Origin of the sequence: Chryseobacterium salviniae, from assembly GCF_035819015.1 — a bacterium.
GTDB classification, from domain to species: Bacteria; Bacteroidota; Bacteroidia; order Flavobacteriales; family Weeksellaceae; genus Chryseobacterium; species Chryseobacterium salviniae.
The window spans coordinates 17,782-34,315 of record NZ_JAYLAA010000021.1 but is presented as its reverse complement, the minus strand read 5'-3'; the positions used below and the strand labels follow the sequence as shown (position 1 = coordinate 34,315).

Annotated in this window: 15 protein-coding genes, 1 tRNA gene and 1 pseudogene; 7 read left to right on the top strand and 10 right to left on the bottom strand. The window is 36.5% G+C overall.

The genetic code is table 11. The features are described from left to right. Nucleotides 1-126 precede the first annotated feature (126 nt). The 4 genes from SOP96_RS06230 to SOP96_RS06215 all read left to right on the top strand — a co-directional run bounded on the left by SOP96_RS06230 (nucleotide 127) and on the right by SOP96_RS06215 (nucleotide 3,512). Nucleotides 127-282, top strand: a complete 156-nt coding sequence (locus SOP96_RS06230; RefSeq protein ID WP_326320135.1) for a DUF2256 domain-containing protein — start codon at nucleotides 127-129, stop codon at nucleotides 280-282. Continuing rightward, nucleotides 234-1,532, top strand: a complete 1,299-nt coding sequence (locus tag SOP96_RS06225; RefSeq protein ID WP_326320134.1) for a DASH family cryptochrome — start codon at nucleotides 234-236, stop codon at nucleotides 1,530-1,532. Before SOP96_RS06230 ends, SOP96_RS06225 begins: the two co-directional genes overlap by 49 nt. Further along, nucleotides 1,517-2,995 carry a cryptochrome/photolyase family protein gene (locus SOP96_RS06220; protein WP_326320133.1) on the top strand — a complete coding sequence of 493 codons (1,479 nt, stop codon included), beginning with the start codon at nucleotides 1,517-1,519 and terminating at the stop codon, nucleotides 2,993-2,995. The genes SOP96_RS06225 and SOP96_RS06220 overlap by 16 nt, the downstream gene beginning before the upstream one ends. Nucleotides 2,996-3,230: 235 nt before the next feature. Then, complete coding sequence (locus tag SOP96_RS06215) at nucleotides 3,231-3,512, top strand: TIGR03643 family protein (protein WP_326320132.1); 282 nt, start codon at nucleotides 3,231-3,233, stop codon at nucleotides 3,510-3,512. Between the two features lie 89 nt (nucleotides 3,513-3,601). Here the strand turns inward: SOP96_RS06215 and SOP96_RS06210 are convergent, their stop codons facing one another. From SOP96_RS06210 to SOP96_RS06195, 4 genes are all read right to left on the bottom strand, one after another. Continuing rightward, nucleotides 3,602-4,846, bottom strand: coding sequence for a hypothetical protein (locus tag SOP96_RS06210; RefSeq protein ID WP_326320131.1), 1,245 nt, complete (start codon nucleotides 4,844-4,846; stop codon nucleotides 3,602-3,604). A gap of 163 nt (nucleotides 4,847-5,009) precedes the next feature. Further along, the gene (locus SOP96_RS06205; protein WP_326320130.1) at nucleotides 5,010-5,321 is read right to left on the bottom strand and encodes a hypothetical protein; all 312 of its coding nucleotides are present in this window, start codon (nucleotides 5,319-5,321) and stop codon (nucleotides 5,010-5,012) included. Between the two features lie 13 nt (nucleotides 5,322-5,334). Next, on the bottom strand, nucleotides 5,335-5,952 hold the full coding sequence (locus SOP96_RS06200; RefSeq protein ID WP_326320129.1) for a flavin reductase family protein: 618 nt from the start codon (nucleotides 5,950-5,952) through the stop codon (nucleotides 5,335-5,337). A gap of 47 nt (nucleotides 5,953-5,999) precedes the next feature. Further along, nucleotides 6,000-6,764, bottom strand: a complete 765-nt coding sequence (locus SOP96_RS06195) for a tryptophan-rich sensory protein (RefSeq protein WP_326320128.1) — start codon at nucleotides 6,762-6,764, stop codon at nucleotides 6,000-6,002. Between the two features lie 200 nt (nucleotides 6,765-6,964). Here SOP96_RS06195 and SOP96_RS06190 point away from each other — a divergent pair, with 200 nt between their 5' ends. After that, nucleotides 6,965-7,534, top strand: a complete 570-nt coding sequence (locus SOP96_RS06190) for a Crp/Fnr family transcriptional regulator (protein ID WP_326320127.1) — start codon at nucleotides 6,965-6,967, stop codon at nucleotides 7,532-7,534. 90 nt (nucleotides 7,535-7,624) lie between these two features. Further along, nucleotides 7,625-8,032 (top strand): hydroxyisourate hydrolase, encoded by a 408-nt coding sequence (gene uraH / locus SOP96_RS06185; RefSeq protein WP_326320126.1) that lies wholly within the window; start codon nucleotides 7,625-7,627, stop codon nucleotides 8,030-8,032. Between the two features lie 85 nt (nucleotides 8,033-8,117). On the opposite strand, the gene SOP96_RS06180 is transcribed toward uraH, so the two are convergent. Next, nucleotides 8,118-8,918: a glycosyltransferase family 32 protein gene (locus SOP96_RS06180; RefSeq protein WP_326320125.1), complete on the bottom strand. Its 801-nt coding sequence runs from the start codon at nucleotides 8,916-8,918 to the stop codon at nucleotides 8,118-8,120. A 187-nt stretch (nucleotides 8,919-9,105) separates the two neighbouring features. On the opposite strand from SOP96_RS06180, the gene SOP96_RS06175 reads away from it, so the two are divergent. Further along, nucleotides 9,106-10,431: an alpha-amylase family glycosyl hydrolase gene (locus tag SOP96_RS06175; protein WP_326320124.1), complete on the top strand. Its 1,326-nt coding sequence runs from the start codon at nucleotides 9,106-9,108 to the stop codon at nucleotides 10,429-10,431. A 386-nt stretch (nucleotides 10,432-10,817) separates the two neighbouring features. Here SOP96_RS06175 and SOP96_RS19990 read toward each other — a convergent pair whose 3' ends face one another. The 5 genes and pseudogenes from SOP96_RS19990 to SOP96_RS06155 form a co-directional block, all read right to left on the bottom strand. Next, entirely contained in the window at nucleotides 10,818-10,997 is a 180-nt protein-coding gene (locus SOP96_RS19990; protein ID WP_411911978.1) for a bacteriocin-like protein, read from the bottom strand. Between the two features lie 55 nt (nucleotides 10,998-11,052). Continuing rightward, a pseudogene (locus SOP96_RS19985) lies at nucleotides 11,053-11,232 on the bottom strand (hypothetical protein); the annotation flags it as partial. 320 nt (nucleotides 11,233-11,552) lie between these two features. Then, nucleotides 11,553-11,626 (bottom strand) — tRNA-Arg (locus SOP96_RS06165). Nucleotides 11,627-11,693: 67 nt separating this feature from the next. Further along, nucleotides 11,694-13,454, bottom strand: a complete 1,761-nt coding sequence (locus tag SOP96_RS06160; protein ID WP_326320123.1) for a TonB-dependent receptor — start codon at nucleotides 13,452-13,454, stop codon at nucleotides 11,694-11,696. A gap of 105 nt (nucleotides 13,455-13,559) precedes the next feature. Then, on the bottom strand, nucleotides 13,560-16,520 hold the full coding sequence (locus SOP96_RS06155; protein WP_326320122.1) for a tetratricopeptide repeat protein: 2,961 nt from the start codon (nucleotides 16,518-16,520) through the stop codon (nucleotides 13,560-13,562). Nucleotides 16,521-16,534 lie beyond the last annotated feature (14 nt).

The window sequence follows — 16,534 nt, the reverse complement described above, 5'->3', positions numbered from 1 at the left end:
ATTTAATCAAATCAATTGACTGCTTTATCAATCAGCTTGATTAGCTAAAATTCTTAATGTTGAAAAGAATAAACAAGTTTATTTTAATTAAGGAATTTAATTATAATCGAATAAATAATTAAAAATATGCCTTCAGGATTACCGTTCAAAATCTGTGAAGTTTGCGGACTCTCTTTCAATTGGCGTAAAAAATGGAAGAAAAACTGGGACGAAGTAAAATATTGTAGCGAAAAATGCCGAAGAAACAAAAAATCAACATCCTCTGGTTTACCAAAGATCTGAGAACGAGAGATTCTGAATCATTATACCACATCATGCAGGAAGATTTGCCTTTTCTTGCTGTATATGTTTTTGATACTGAATCTTTACAACAAAAACAATTCGGATTTCAGAAAATCGGGAAGTTCAGGGCAAAATTTCTGCTCGAAAGCGTGGAAGATTTAAAAAAGAATTTAGCCGAAAAAAACATTCCTTTTCTGGTAAAATTTAACAAAACAGAAAATGTTTTCAAAGAAATTTCGGAAAGATTCGAAGTGGTAAAAATTTTTTGTCAGCAGGAATGGACAAAAGAAGAAGTTGATGTACAAAGAAAAATTGAAAAAGTTATTCCGGCTGCCATTTGGGAAAAATCGTATTCTCAATTTCTTTTACATCCGCTTTTTGTTTTTAAAACGTTGAATAAAATTCCGATGCTTTTCACCACCTTCAGGCAGAAAATTGAAAAAAATCTGTTGATCCGTCCGGAATTTGAATCGGAAAACCTGATGTACGATAAAGAAAATATTGCTGTTGAAAGTGATAAAATTTCATTTCAGTCTTTAGGTTTTGAAGATTTTAAAAAAGATAAAAGAAGTGCTTTTCCGTTTTCCGGCGCTGAAAATGAAGCTTTAAAGAGATTGCACTTTTATTTTTCGGAAACTCAAAATCTGAGCTGCTACAAAGAAACCCGGAACGGTTTGACGGGAAAAGATTACAGCTCCAAATTTTCTGCGTGGTTATCTGATGGAAGTCTTTCTGCGGTAACCATTTACCACGAAATCAAAAGATACGAAAAAGAATTCGGAGCCAATGATTCTACGTATTGGCTGATCTTTGAATTGCTTTGGCGGGATTTTTTCAGGTATGTTTCTTTACAGCATAAAAACTTGATTTTCCGCAAAAACGGAATTAATCATCAACAATATTTCGCTGAAAACAATGAAGCATTGATTCAAAAATGGATAGCCGGAGAAACGGATTCCGATTTTGTGAATGCGAATATGCTCGAATTAAAAAATACAGGCTGGATGAGTAACAGAGGCCGTCAAAATGCAGCTTCCTACTTCTGTAAAACGTTGAAACAGGACTGGAGAATAGGTGCCGCTTACTTTGAAGAAATGCTGATTGATTATGATGTTCACAGCAATTACGGCAACTGGATGTATCTCGCCGGCGTAGGAAATGATAATCGAAATCGTATTTTCAACCCTGAAAAACAGGCAGAGTTCTATGATCCCAACGAAGAATTCAGACAATTATGGCTAAAAAAATAAAACACACTGCCCAGATTATTTTTCCGCATCAGCTTTTTGAGGATACGGATTATCTTGATAAAAGCCAGCCGGTATTTCTGGTGGAAGAATTTCTTTTTTTTAAGCAATATTCGTTTCATCAACAGAAAATTGCTTTTCACAGGGCAACGATGAAGTTTTATGAAGATGAACTGAAAAAATCAGGTTTCGAGGTGGAATATATTGAGAGTTCATCTAAATTTTCAGACCTCAGGAATTTAATTCCGAAACTTGAAAAAGAGCAATTTAAAACCATAAAAACCACTGATGTATGCGATAACTGGCTGGAGAAGAGACTTCGAAAATCGAAGTTGGAAATTGAAATTTCGGACAGTCCGCTTTTTATCAACACCAAAGAAGACCTTAAAGATTATTTTGAAGGTAAAAAATCCTATCATCAAACCGACTTTTACAAGCAGCAGCGCATCACCCGAAATATCCTGATGAAAGCCGGAAAACCGCTGGGAGGAAAATGGACGTACGACACGGAAAACCGAAAAAAATACCCGAAAAATAAAAAAGCGCCTGCCATTCATTTTCCGGAAAACAATACGTATTACGAAGAAGCAAAAAAGTATACCGAAAAATATTTTGCCAAAAACTACGGAATGCTTACCGACGAACAGCTCTACCCTGTCACTTTCAAAGAGGCCGATCAATGGCTGGAACAGTTTCTGGAAATGCGTTTTCATGAGTTTGGAATATATGAAGACAGCATTGTGGAAAAGGAACATTTTCTGCATCACAGCGTGCTTTCCCCGTTGATGAATGTAGGATTGTTGGCTCCTGAAAATGTTTTAGAAAAAGCGATGTCATTTGCTAAGGAAAATGATATTCCGGTTAATTCTCTGGAAGGTTTTGTGCGTCAGATTTTAGGATGGAGGGAGTTTGTACGCGGCGTTTATGTGTATCAGGGAAGCTATCAACGAAATAAAAATTACTGGAAACATACAAAGAAAATTCCTCAATCTTTTTATACTGCCAAAACAGGAATCCGCCCGATTGACAGCTCAATTCAGAAAATCCTGAAAACCGGTTATGCCCATCACATCGAGCGGCTGATGATTTTTGCCAATTTCATGAATTTATGCCAGATTGATCCCAATGAAGCCTACCAATGGTTTATGGAAATGTTCATCGATTCTTACGACTGGGTAATGGTTCCGAATGTGTATGGAATGAGCAGCTTTTCGGATGGCGGAAAGATGAGCACGAAACCGTATATCAGCGGAAGCAATTATATTAAAAAGATGAGCGATTATCCGGACGGGGACTGGGCAGAACAATGGGATGCGCTATTCTGGAATTTTATTAATGATCATCAAGATTTCTTTGCTGAAAATCCAAGATTGGGAATGATGCTGAGAACACTGGAAAAAATGCCGGAAGATAAACGAAAACAGCATTTAAAAACAGCGAAAGAGTTTATTGCAAAATTGAAATGATCTTTTAAGCCGAAAAAGGAACAAAAGAATTTATTGTAATAAAGTGTTTCAAAGTATACAAAAGAGTTTTTTCTGTTTGGGATGAGTCCCGAAGGGACGAACTAACTAAAATAGGATGAAATCCTATTAAATAAATATCAACTTCAAAAAGCTCAGCCTGACAACAAAAAATAACCGTTAGTATTAGAAATGTCATCCTGAGTTTGTCGGATGATGTATCAATACAATTTAAAAAATGAATAAAAACCTCAACTTACAGCAAATCGACAGAATCATAGAAATGGCGTGGGAAGACAGAACGCCTTTTGAAGCCATACAATTCCAGTTTGGAATCAGCGAATCTGAAGTGATTGAACTGATGCGCAGTGAGCTCAAAGAATCGAGCTTTAAGCTTTGGAGAAAAAGAGTGAATTCCGGAGTGAGCCAGAAGCATTTGAAAAAAAGAAACGAAGAAATCAATCGTTTTAAATGCAGCAGGCAAAGGGTAATCAGCAATAATAAAATTTCGAAACGATAACGGATAACAAAAACCAAAGCATAACTTTTGCTTTGGTTTAATTGATAATAGAATTTAAGGATAATTACTAGCCTTTATCTCGATTTGATCTATTCATATTTAGAAAAATCAACGGCAAATATGCATCTGTTGACCTGGCTTCCGTTTTGTGCTCCGGCATTCGGCTCATATTCCGTAAGGCTCCAAAGGTAATTATACTGGGATTCATAGTAAAGAGACTCTGCTCCGTAAGGCCATCGGTAACGTACCGTATCATCAGCTCCGTCTGTATAGCGTGCTAATCTCGCATTCGAGCCGTAAGAATTGCTTGGAGATCCGGTACACGAAAGCCACGTTCTGTTTCCTTTCCGGAAAACGCCCTGTATTCCATGCGCGTGATTGTCGGTAAACAGACTGTTTTTAGGAGCAACTTCTATAATTCCTGTATTTTGAAGTATCCCGCTCGTATTAATCGGAAAGCCGAATACTTTAGGAACAATGGAAGCATCGGAACTTCCTGCGTAATATTGGCCGGTCCATAACTGGGTTGCTTCATCATTAACCTGTACCGTAGAAAAAGGATTGGCATTATTGATCTTCTGATACCCGATCTGTGGCAATATATAGCGATAATTAAAAGCGAATAAATTACCGTTGGCATCTTTACCACATTTGTTGTCGGTTGTATCACCGGTACTCACTTCAATGATTTTATTCAGATCGAAAATACGAACGCCTAAATTCGTACTGCTGAGATAAATTTTATCTTTAAAATAAGCAATTCCACCGGCATGGACGTTCAACGGCGCATAAGAACCATATTGTGAATACGTTATCGCATTGGCTGGAATATCAGGCTGTACCAAAAGAATATGACGGTACGTAAGATAGGTGCTTGAGCTTGGGCTGATGTCAATCAGCGTAATTCGGGAACCTTTGAATTCGGCATAATCTTTTGCATACCAGCTCACCAGCAGATAACGCACACCATCTTTGGTAAATCCTGCAATTCCCTGAGGCCTCCAGATGGATGTGGTTTCATCGTCGGTATTCCAACGAATTCCTCTCACCCTGTTTTCTTCAGGAATGTTGAATCCGTAAACTTGTGTGTAAGCGCTTCCGCCAATTGCCTGTCGGTTTTTATCAACCTGAGCCGGATTTAAAAAACTAAAACCTGAATTAATATACGCACTTGTATCAACATACGCATTTACCGTGACATCAGCTGCTGCTTTGTTGGTGGTTTTTGATGAAATTTCATCTCCTGTTGAAGCTGAAGCAATGTCATTGTTCTGGCATCCGATTCCGGTTACGGCAAGCAAAAGCATCCATCCGAAGAGTGGTTTCTGAATCATAAAAATTTAATTTTTAATTGTTATAAATTGCCTGCGAAACTATCGGATTCTGCACTTATTCGGATCTCATAAAAGTTAATTATGTATTAAGTTTATGGTTTAATAATTAATAAACATATTTAAAATTCAATTTATTATTTAAATTAATCATTCAATCGCATTATCAGAATAGCATTACATATAAGTTTACCATCAATGAAAATAAAATCAAAACGAGTAACTCTTTAAAATAATTGTATTTCTTTTTATAAAAAGCAGAAAGAAAATATGAAATCACTAAAAAGAAAAGCCCTATTGTTGTTAAAAATAAAGTTCTGGTTATAAGCGCCGGATAGAACTCGTTTTCAACAATATCTTCGAAGCCATCCTGAGTTCCCAGCCAGAAATTGGCAAAAAAAATCAAACCCATTATTGCTAAAACATATACTATAGATTTTAAAGTTATGTAAACACTATCGCTTTTTATTTTTTCCATTTCTGTTATTATACTAAGGCTTTGCATATTTCATTCGCTTTATCAATTGCGTGGAATGATAACCATCAAGAGAAGAGCCTGCAACAGTACCTGCTTTTTCAATATTAAAAATACCCGGCTCATCATCCCAGATTTCAACAGGAAAATATAATTCCACAACTTCACCGACAACCAATAGCGTATTGTTAATCTGAATAGGAATAATCTCTTGGAGTTGTAAGCCAATCTGTATATTCGATTCCCGGACATACGGCGCTAAAAATTCATTCTTATAATCAGCTTTTAATCCGACAGCATCAAATTCCGATTCTTCTCTTTTGTACCGTGCGGAAGTCTGATGCGCTTTTTCAAAAATATCGGTATTGACGTGGTTAATTGTATAATACCCTATTTCTTTTATGTTTTCAAGAGTATGTCTTTCGACAGAATCAGGTCGGGAGATAAAGCCCATTAAAGCAGGATCGGCGCCCAGATGAATCACCGAATTAAATATTGCCAGGTTAGTCTGTCCTGTTTTGCTCACGGTTCCGATTAGATTAAGACTTTTAAATCCACTCAGAGAATTGATCAGTGCAGTTCTTTTCCTTTTTTCCAGTTCGGAGATCTGCCGGTTGGTAAAATGCGTTAACATCAATGATTAAATTTAAATTTTTAATGAATTATAATTTTGCTAAATCTTTAAAACACCGCTTTTTTCTTCAGCACTTTAAAAATAATATTCAACAAAATAAATACTGCCGTTACAATAGCCGAAATATAAACCATGTGATTGGAATTCTGGTAAGCTACTGCAATGGCGATCAACGCCCAGACTGCTGCTAAAGCAAACGCGCTCATATTTTTTTTCCAGATCATGTATAAATGGATCATGGCTGCAATAACGAATAATGTAAGTGTCCAGGAAGTTTCCGAAATACCGAAACCGTTCCATTCAATCTTCTTTAAATACGCCGAAATATTGGCAATTAACGCCACAGAAATCCAGCCCGAATAAATGTAGAAAGGCCAGCGAAGAAAAACAGCAGTTTTAATATCCCCGGATTCTATGATATTTCGATTATTCTGAATAATCTTCAGTAAGGAAATAAATAAAACAACCATAATCGGAATGGTAAGCAGCGTATATTCATACAGCCACGCTATAATCCACAAACAGTTGGCAAAGCATGAAATGACAAACCACCACCTGATGTTTGCAACGGTTTTATCTTTAGCATCATTATTTTTGGTAAATGGGCCGTAATACACCACAAACCCCAAAAGACCCAGATAAATAAGTCCCCAGATAGAAAAAGCATATCCCGCAGGCGTAAACAGATTCTGGAACTTTGCTGAAATACTGCTCATCGTTTCACCGTTAAAAATCCCGGTGTTGGAAAGGTAGTTGATGACAATTGTTGCAATTAAAGCAAGCATATTTACAATTTTCAATTGCTTTACCATAATGTATCTTTTTAGAAAGGTTTTTAAGAAATTTACTTTACCATTAAATTACTCATTTTTTTTAAGCCGGTAAACATCAGATAAGAATTTATAAAAGATTATATTAGTACCTTTATCCGAATATAATGCTGTGAGTAAATTGTCTGCTTAAAAAGATAATATGAATCGATCACGTCTACGTTATAATCAATTATACAACAATGTATTCAATCCTTGAAAAATTTATATGCAGTAAAGGTGATATTTCTCGACAGAAGCTTGAGGTTATAAAATCTCTTTTCACACCGCTCAAAACAAAGAGAAACGAAATACTAATTGAGTATGATGAGGTATGCAAAAATTATTACTTTATCAATAAGGGATGCATCCGGCTGTTCACTACTACCAAAGAAGGCACGGACATTTCAAGATATTTTGCTTTTGAAGGAAATTTCGCCACGGCTTTGCCCAGCTTTATAGATCAAAAACCTGCCCATGAATACCTGCAGACCATTGAAAAATCACAGCTGTTGTGCATTTCGAGGAGCGACTTTTATCACCTGGTTGAAACGATCCCTCAATTCGCAAAAATATATACTGAAATTCTGGAGCTTGGATTTATCATTGCACAAAAGAGGATCTACGGATTTCAGGGTTTTGATGCTTTAGATAAAGTGAAATGGATGATCGAATATCAGCCGCAGCTTCTGCTTCGGGTATCGAACAGGATGGCTGCTTCATATCTCGGAATATCACCTTCTACCTTAAGCAGGATAAAATCAAAATTATAAAAACGTTGACATAGGACAACGTTTTTGTTTTTTGGGGTTGTTAATTTTGTAATGAATTGAATATCCCTTAAATAATTTAAATCAATACAAATGAAATCATTCATCATTACAATCTTATTTACGCTTTTATCAATAGGAACTTATGCACAGAAAAATAATTTTCAGCTGTCAACGCACATCCTTGATGTGTCCAAAGGTATTCCTGCACCGGGAGTAACAATAAAACTGGAAAAATACAATCAGCAGTCAGAAACCTGGACTTTTGTAGATGAGAAAAAGACAGACGCCAATGGAAGGATTTCAGATTTTCTGCCTTCTGTAAATCCAAATGCCGGTATATTCAAACTTATTTATTACACCAAAGATTATTTCAACAAAACCAATACAGAAAGTTTTTATCCTTTTGTTGAGGTAGTGTTTGAAATTAAAGGTAACAATCATTATCATGTTCCGATAACGCTTTCGCCTTACGGCTATTCCACTTACCGAGGAAGCTGATTGATTAAATTTCTGCTTAAAAACTTACTTAAAATAAGAGACTGCCTTAAAATGACAGTCTCTTATTTTTTGGGTTCATAAGCGATTAGATGACTTCTAATTCTTTACTGTACGCTTTTTTATCAACGTAATCGGTTATATGGTTCATAGGAATCAGATCCAGTAAATCATTTACATTAATTGTTTTATGCTCTTCCAGAATACTTTTCACCGCTTTGGATGCTCCGGGATACGTTGTCAATCTTTCCAGAAGACCATATACATTGACCATTTTTTTATGGATATTTTCTTCATCTCCGCCGAACCAGGAACCATTGAAATGATGGCTCACATAATTTTTAGGTAAGTCCTGCGAAAAATAAACCGACGGATATAAAGTAACCTCATGCTTCAGCTTTTGAATAGTATCGCTGTAACGGTCTGCACCGTATTCTTTTTCCAGCATCTCCGAGAAAATATCGGTATTGATTCGTTCTTCAAAACCATCCTGCTGATTGTAATAATCTACAAAATCTTTAGCCAGCTTATGATTTGGCTCTGCCATCCAGAATGCCGAATACGGAACCCCTTTTACCTCGAAACCGCAGACTGCTTTTTCATCAAGGAATTCGTCCAGAGGCAACTTCAGTTCCATATCGGTGTCCATATAAACGCCACCGTGTTCATACATCACTTTGGATCTTACATAATCTGAGACAAAAGCCCACTTTTTTTGAGCAAATGCTTCTTTTACATAATTATTATCCTCTAAAGGAGCATTACTTTCATTCCATTCAATGATTTCATAATCCGGATGAATTTTTTTCCATGTAGCAATGCAGTGTTCTGCCAGCTCATCTTTAGGATGCCCTCCAAACCAGCAATAGTGTATTTTTTTTGGTATCATAAATTAATATTTTTAGAATTGGTCTGATTTAACCATACAAACTTTAAACCTTTATATAAATCAGAAGAAATAAAATATGATTTTACCTCAGTTTGTGGTATTTATTATTTAAATTTTTGCTAAATCTGTTCATTTTATATCCGATAGGTACGATATTCGATACAGCATTGAATAATATATTTTCTGTATGGAACATAATTCAGATAAACGGTATCAACCCAAATCCTATGTTGAAATTTCCACCCCTGAATGGGTAAAAAACGCCACCCTATATGAACTTAATATAAGACAGTTCTCGGAAGAAGGCAGCTTTAAAGCTGTAGAACAGCAATTGCCGCGGCTTAAAAAACTGGGGATCGATATTATCTGGCTGATGCCTGTTCATCCCATCGGAGAAGTTCATCGTAAAGGAAGCTTAGGAAGCTATTATTCCGTAAAGAATTATTTTCAAGTTAATCCTGAATTCGGAACGGAGGAGGATTTCAGAAACCTGGTAAAAGCAATTCATGATGAAGGGATGTTCGTCATTCTGGATTGGGTAGCAAACCACACCAGCTGGGACAATGACCTCGTTACAGAGCATCCGGAATGGTACAGAAGATCAAGAAAAAATACCTTCCAGTCCACAAGGTGGCGGGATTATGATGATATTATCGAACTGGATTACAGCTACCCTGAACTACGCCGGTATATGACCGATGCCTTAAAATACTGGATCACAGAATTTGATATTGACGGCTACCGTTGTGATATTGCCAGTTTTGTTCCGATTGATTTCTGGGAAAATGTCAGATTAGAATTAGACGGCTTGAAACCCGTTTTTATGCTGGCTGAAGGTGAAGACCGCGATCTGCACCGGAGAGCCTTTGATGCTACCTATAACTGGACTTTATGGAATATCCTGCATCAGATTTCGGTGAATCATTACAGTGTGAAAACATTAACCGAAGCTTATCTTGCAGAGCACGTATCCGTATTTCCAAAAGAGGCATTAAGAATGAACTTTATTGATAACCACGATAAAAATTCTTGGGAAGGAACGCCTTACAGCAATTTTGGAGATGCAGTAGATGCAGTAACCGTTTTTACTTTTATGATGGACGGTATTCCGTTGGTGTATAACGGCCAGGAAGCAGGGCTTAACCGCTCGCTGGAATTTTTTGAAAAAGATCCTATTGAATGGCAACATCACGGTAATGCAAAGCTTTATTCTTCTATTTTTGATTTAAAGCACCGTAATCAGGCATTGTGGAATGGCCGCTTTGGCGGAGAAATCGTAAGAATCATGAACGATAAGATGGATCAGGTTATTTCGTTTGTACGAGAGAAAAACGGCCATAAAGTACTGGTATTTATCAACTTCAGTAAAGACCATGTACTGGCACAGTTTGATACCTCTTTTGATAAGGGCTTATATTATAATCTTTTCTCGGGTAAAGAACAAAAGGTTGATGATACACTGATTTTGGAAATGGATCCATGGAATTATACAGTCCTGCATCATACACCATAAAACCGAACGATAATCGCTAAATTATAAAATAAAAAAGGAAAAAGCATGCCTGCTTCTTCCTTTAAGGTGACTTTAAGAGCGTTTATTCAAACACTGTTATAGATTATTTGGTTCGCTTAAGTCAAATTAAAAAGTCATTTATAACCCCAATTTTTACCAAATCATATCTTTTTGTTTGTGTTTAATTCAATTTAATTTCTAAAGTATTAACAGCAAATATTGGAATAGTAAGTCTTCCATTGTTTGTTTCTATCTTATAACCAAGACAAAAAAATTGAATCATTTTTGAAAGTTCTATTTGGTTAAAATTATCCAAAACTCACTTTAATTTTATTAAAAGGGTTAATCTTTTTTGATTACCCTCTTACCCTAAATAAATTGTTTTACTACCCGCATAGCTCGCATGGCTGAGTTGGGCATAATACAACAACATTATTTTCACATATTACACAAGCACCATTCCAGATACCTGTAGCACCATTTGTAGCACACCCACAACCAAGACACATAGCTCCCCCTTTAATTGTTCTTAAATTCTCTCTTGATAGTTTTTTTAAATTTTTCATAAAAATTATTTTTTTAGTTTTTTCCTACTCTCTTATAGCTTTTCGGATCACGCTTTTAATTAGATTTAAATATAAAAAATAATTCTGACATAGATGAATTATTTTTCACATTTAATGGCCTAGCAGAAGTTGCTTCATCAAAGAAAATATATTCTGGGGATTTATAAACAGTTCTTGCGATGAACGGTCTTTGTTTTTGGCCAACACTTACACCGACTCCTTTGTTTCCTACTTTTGTATTATAGTTGAAAGGTAAATGTTTTAAACGGAAAACTTTGGCTGTAAGACCTCAAGGCAAAATTATCGCTGCTAATGAATTTCCACTGAGAGAGCTTTTTAAAATGTCTACGATGTGGAGGACATATTTCAGGTAATGATAATGAGGCAAAAAATTCTATATTGTGTTCGATTTTGGCTGAAAAACTTGAATTTCAAGAAAATGCTTTTCGAACACCCAAATTAAATTCCGCACTGAACCAAATATTACTGATTAACAATCAGTTATAAAATAAAAAAAAGAAAACAGCACTTCTAAAAGTGCTGTTTCCCACAGAGTGACCCCGGAGGGATTCGAACCCCCAACCGACGGAGCCGAAATCCGTTATTCTATCCAGTTGAACTACGGAGCCATTTTTATGAGTAATGAGTAATTATTAATAAGTAATCATTGCTAATTTCTCACTACCCATTATTCTTTTAGAATGTAATCTTCACACCGCCCAAAATCTGTGCCCCAAGAACTTTATAGCCTTTATAGGTTTGGTATTTTGAGTTCAGAAGATTATTTCCGAGTGCGAAAATACTGAAATTTTTGTGAATTTTATACTCTGCCGACAAGTTTAAATCGGCATACCCTCCAACTTTGTCATTGGTATCCTCGGTAGACAGGTAGGTTACCGGGTTGCCAACTCCCTCAAGCACAAAGGAATTCGTTGTTCTGTCGCTGGCAAAAATCCCTTTAAAACCAAGCATTAATTTTTGATCCAGCATGGTGTATTTTGCCCCGATGGATGCTGTTACAAGCGGTACATTATAAATATCCGAGTAATTATCAAGGTCAAATTTGGTAAATTTCACCTCCGTATCAAGCACAAGATTGGCTAATGGAAAATACTGAAGGCTTCCTTTGATATCGCTTACATTTCCGTTGTCATAAACGGCAGAAAAAGTATTGGCGTAATTGTATGCAGAACGGTTGACAGAAGTATAATCAAATAAATCATTTGCCCTGAAGAACATGATATCATTCATTTTTCCATACCCCGCAGAAACATCATACTTAAACATTTCATCGATATCTCCTCTCAAACCTACATAAAAATGGTATTTTGTTTCGGTAGGTCTTAAGTACTGATCAGAAACAATGAATGGGTTTTGCTGTAAAAGATCAGCATATGTATTCAATTTAAGACCTCCATCTACCCCACCGTAAAATTTAAATTCATCAGCTGCGGCATACTGGAATTCAGCCTGCGGAAACCAATACGTTTTATTATTTTTCATCTGCTCTGCCATCATAAGATTCTGATTTTTCGAATTCAGGAAGGCAAATGATGAACCTAACATTAAATAAGAATCACCTTTTCTGAAAGTTACTTTCGGGGCCAGATTCAGGTTAACAAAATTGGATGTATTTTTATCAAGAATCGCAAATTCACTTTTCACGGCATCCAAACCTACTCCAAGATCAGCATTCAGATTAATTCCCGATTTCCCGATTTCAACCGCGTGTTTTGAAAGGTTGGCTAAAATGGAAACCTGATTTTCCTGCGCATCGAAATGGTCTTTCAGGAAAGATGATTTCACCCGGACATCATTCAGGATTTCATTGGAATAAAAATCGTAATATCCGTTTACTTTAAATTGGTTAACCCTTTGGTCAAGATCAACATCAGCCGGCTCAAGCGCATAAATTCCATAGTAATTGTAGCTGTCTAAACCGTATTCGGCATTTAAGTTGAATTTCCCTTTATCTCCGTAAGAATTAAGGAAAGCGCCTAATGTTGTCGAGCTTTGCTTGGAATCCCAGTCGTAGACCTTTTTCAGGCCTTGCGTGGAAAGAAAATGAGCATCAACGCCTACTTCAATTTTGTTTTCCAGTGTTTTGGAAAAATTGGCATCGCCTAAAATTTTCCCGTAATTCCCCATTCCGAACTGGATATAATTATTCTGCGCCGAACCTTCAAATTTAGGCGTAACATCCTGTCCCTGGATCGTAGACGTTTTAAAATCCGAAACTGCAGGAACATCCGTAATTCTGTACTGTACAGGATTTTGAGACTTTTCTTCAGGCGGATAATTTTTAATGGTTTCTACAGAAGTCTTCTTTTTTTCGATCTTCTTTATTTCCGGTTCTCTTTTTTTATTGAGAATCAGTTTCTCCTCTTTGATCTGGGAAAATGCCACTGAGGAAAATCCTAAAAATATGATGGATAATAATTGAATTCTTTTGTTCATTATTTTTCTGTATTAATGTAAGAATGTAATAATGTAGCAATCTAACAATGTAATTCAGCTCAAATTGGTAACTGGTATATTGATAAATTGATAAACTATAATATTTTACTTTTTAATCTGCTTTTTCACTTCTTTTGCTTCCGCCACGATCTCAGAGAAATCTTTATAGTTCTCGATAATCTGATCGCAGGTGTAACTTGCCTGGTAATTATCTTTCAGTCCAACATAATTCTTCGCCATCAGCACGAGCGCTTTAGCGCCCCAATATTCTTCGGAAGAATAATTATTGGCCAGCCTGAAAATAGTTTCATTGGAAGATTTGAAAGCTTTTGCCTTATTCTGATAAAATGCTTTTGCATAAAGCGATTCTGCCGCAACTTCCGTATTGGAAGATTTTTCCAGCGAAGCATAGGCTGACTGTGCATCCTTATCTTTTCCGGAATTCATCAGGCTTCTTGCTTTAATCACTTTAGCCGTTTCGATAACGGCTGCAGAATTTTTACCGTTGGCAATCACCGCATCTGCCAGCTTTTCGGCCTCAGAAAAATTCTTTTCTTCCGCATATAATTTCATCAATTCTACATTCGCATAATTTTTTACATTTACGTTTGAAGAATTTTTAATGTTTTCCAGATATCTTCTGGCTTCTGCCGTATCGCCCTGTGCAATATAAATCTGGGCAAGACGCGTCTGCGCATCATCCTGGTAATCATTCTGAACATTGGCAATTTCCTGTAAAACCAGGAGCGCCTTTGTGGTATTTTTTGTCTGGTAATAACTTTCCCCAAGCTCATATTTCGCCTGATAAAGACCTTCTCCGGTAGGATTCTGCGTTAAATACTTCTCGTAATAAGAAATTGCATTTTTGTACTCTTTTTTAGCAAAGTATTGTTTCGCTGTGGAAAGATTGATCTCATCGATTTCAGAAGCATCAATATTAACACCGATATTTCTTGCAAAACTTTCATATCCTGAAACATCGCCATTTTTGGTAAAGATCGGTTTGGCTGCCTGTACAATTTTTTCAGCATAAGCCGTATTTCTGTACTGTTCACCAAGAGATTTTAATTCAGATAAAGCTTTATCGCTCTGGTTTAAATCGATATAATTCTGAGCCCTGTAAATCGAAGCATTGGCAACAAGGTCTCTGTCGGATGAATTTCGGATCACTTTAGCAAAGAAATCATTGGCGTTGGCAAAATCATCCTGAGCGGCATAAGCAGTCCCGATTTCGTATTGGGCATCATCATAATATTCAGAATCCGGATATTTGGATAACAGGTTTTTCAGGTTCGAAATTTTAGCCTGCGTATCGCCTTTAAATCCTAATGCCATGGCCTTTTGATACAGGGTGTAATCTGTAGCATCTTCATTTTTTTCGTAAATAGCAATTGCTTCATTCAGATTATTATTGGCATAATTGATGTCTCCGAGACGAAGCTCCGCATCATTTTTAAATTCAGGTTTCGGATTTTTTAAATATTGGGTAAAATACTGTTCCGCCTGATCAAACTTTTTAGATTTAAAATAAGCATATCCCAGATCGTAAGGAAGCTGCTGCTTCTCCGGGAAATTTTCATTCAACAGCTTTTCATAACGAACGATTGCAGAAGGATAATTCCCTTTTTGATAGTACACCTGTCCGAGCCAGTACAATGCTCTGTTGTTAAATTCTTTATTGATGTTAAAGCCTAAACTTCTCAGAAAGTACTGTTCCGCTTCATCATAATTTCCTTTGTTGAATTCTTCCGTTCCCAATAAATAAGAAACTTCCTGATCGATTTTATCAATTTCAGGGGATGAATTCTGAAGTCTGTCGATGGTGTTCAGCGTTTCTTTATAATTTCCGGAATACAGATACGATTTCACTAAAAGTGATCTCATCTCTGAACCGTTGGTATCCGGATTTTCCGTAATATAATTCTGGATGACCGTGGAAGCGCTTTCAAAAGGATTCCCGATATCATAACTTAATTTCGCGTATTGTTCGTGAGCCAGCTTTTTCACCTTCGGATCGTAATTCATCTGGTAGGAAGAACGGAAAGCAGAAAGGGCTTCCTGCTTTTTATCCACCGCCAGATATGCATTTCCAAGCTGATAATAGGCATTCTGAGCCAATGCGGAATTGCTGTTTAACAATTGATTATAATACGAAACTGCTTCATCATATTTTTTAAGCTGAGCTGCCACAAATCCCATTTCATACAAATCATTTTCCGAAGGGTTTTGCTGAACGCTCAGATAATCCTTAAGGTGCGGATATGCAGAAGTGTAATCCCCTTGCATAAAATAACTTTCACCAATGATTTTATGAACTTCCGCTTTATAAGATTCTGAGATATCTTCATTCAATAAAGCTGTACCTTCCGAAATCGCCTTATCGTAATCCTTGTCGTTATAATACATCTGAACATAATAAGGACGCACAAGTTTGGAATATTTCGGCTGATCTTTCACCGAATCAAAATACTGGAACGCTTTGTCATTCTGCCTGTCGGAATAATACAAATGCCCGAGCATATAAGCAATATCGCCTTTCTGGGATTCGTCTGCCGTTTTGTAAGCTTCTTCAAGAGCGTCCGTTGCGCCTTTGGAATCTCCCATCATGAATTTAGCATATCCTAATTTCAGGACATACTGTGTATTTTCTTCTTTTGAAAGCTGATACTGATTTACTTTTTTAAGTGTTTCCAGCGCTTTCGGGAAATCTTTTTTAGCAAGATAGTAATCGGCTAAAGGTAAATTAGCCTGTGCAAAATACGCCGAATTCGGGTATTCTTTGATAAAAGCGGTTAAACCTTCTTCCGCATAGTTTTTCTGGAGAATGACACCGATCACATTATCAAAAAACTGCGCCGCTTCCCGCCTTGACCTGGACAAATTCTGGTTGTAGAAGTATTGTCGGGCATATTCGTATTGAGAAGCGTTGTATATTTTGGTCTGATAAAGATTTTCAGCAAGGTTGAACCGGTAGTTTTCTTTTTGGGTAAAGTACTGAGACTGCTGTGCATCGGAGATTCCGAAATAAAACACCGCAGCTGCTAAGAGTATTTTTTTTGATTTCATTAATTTTAAATTTT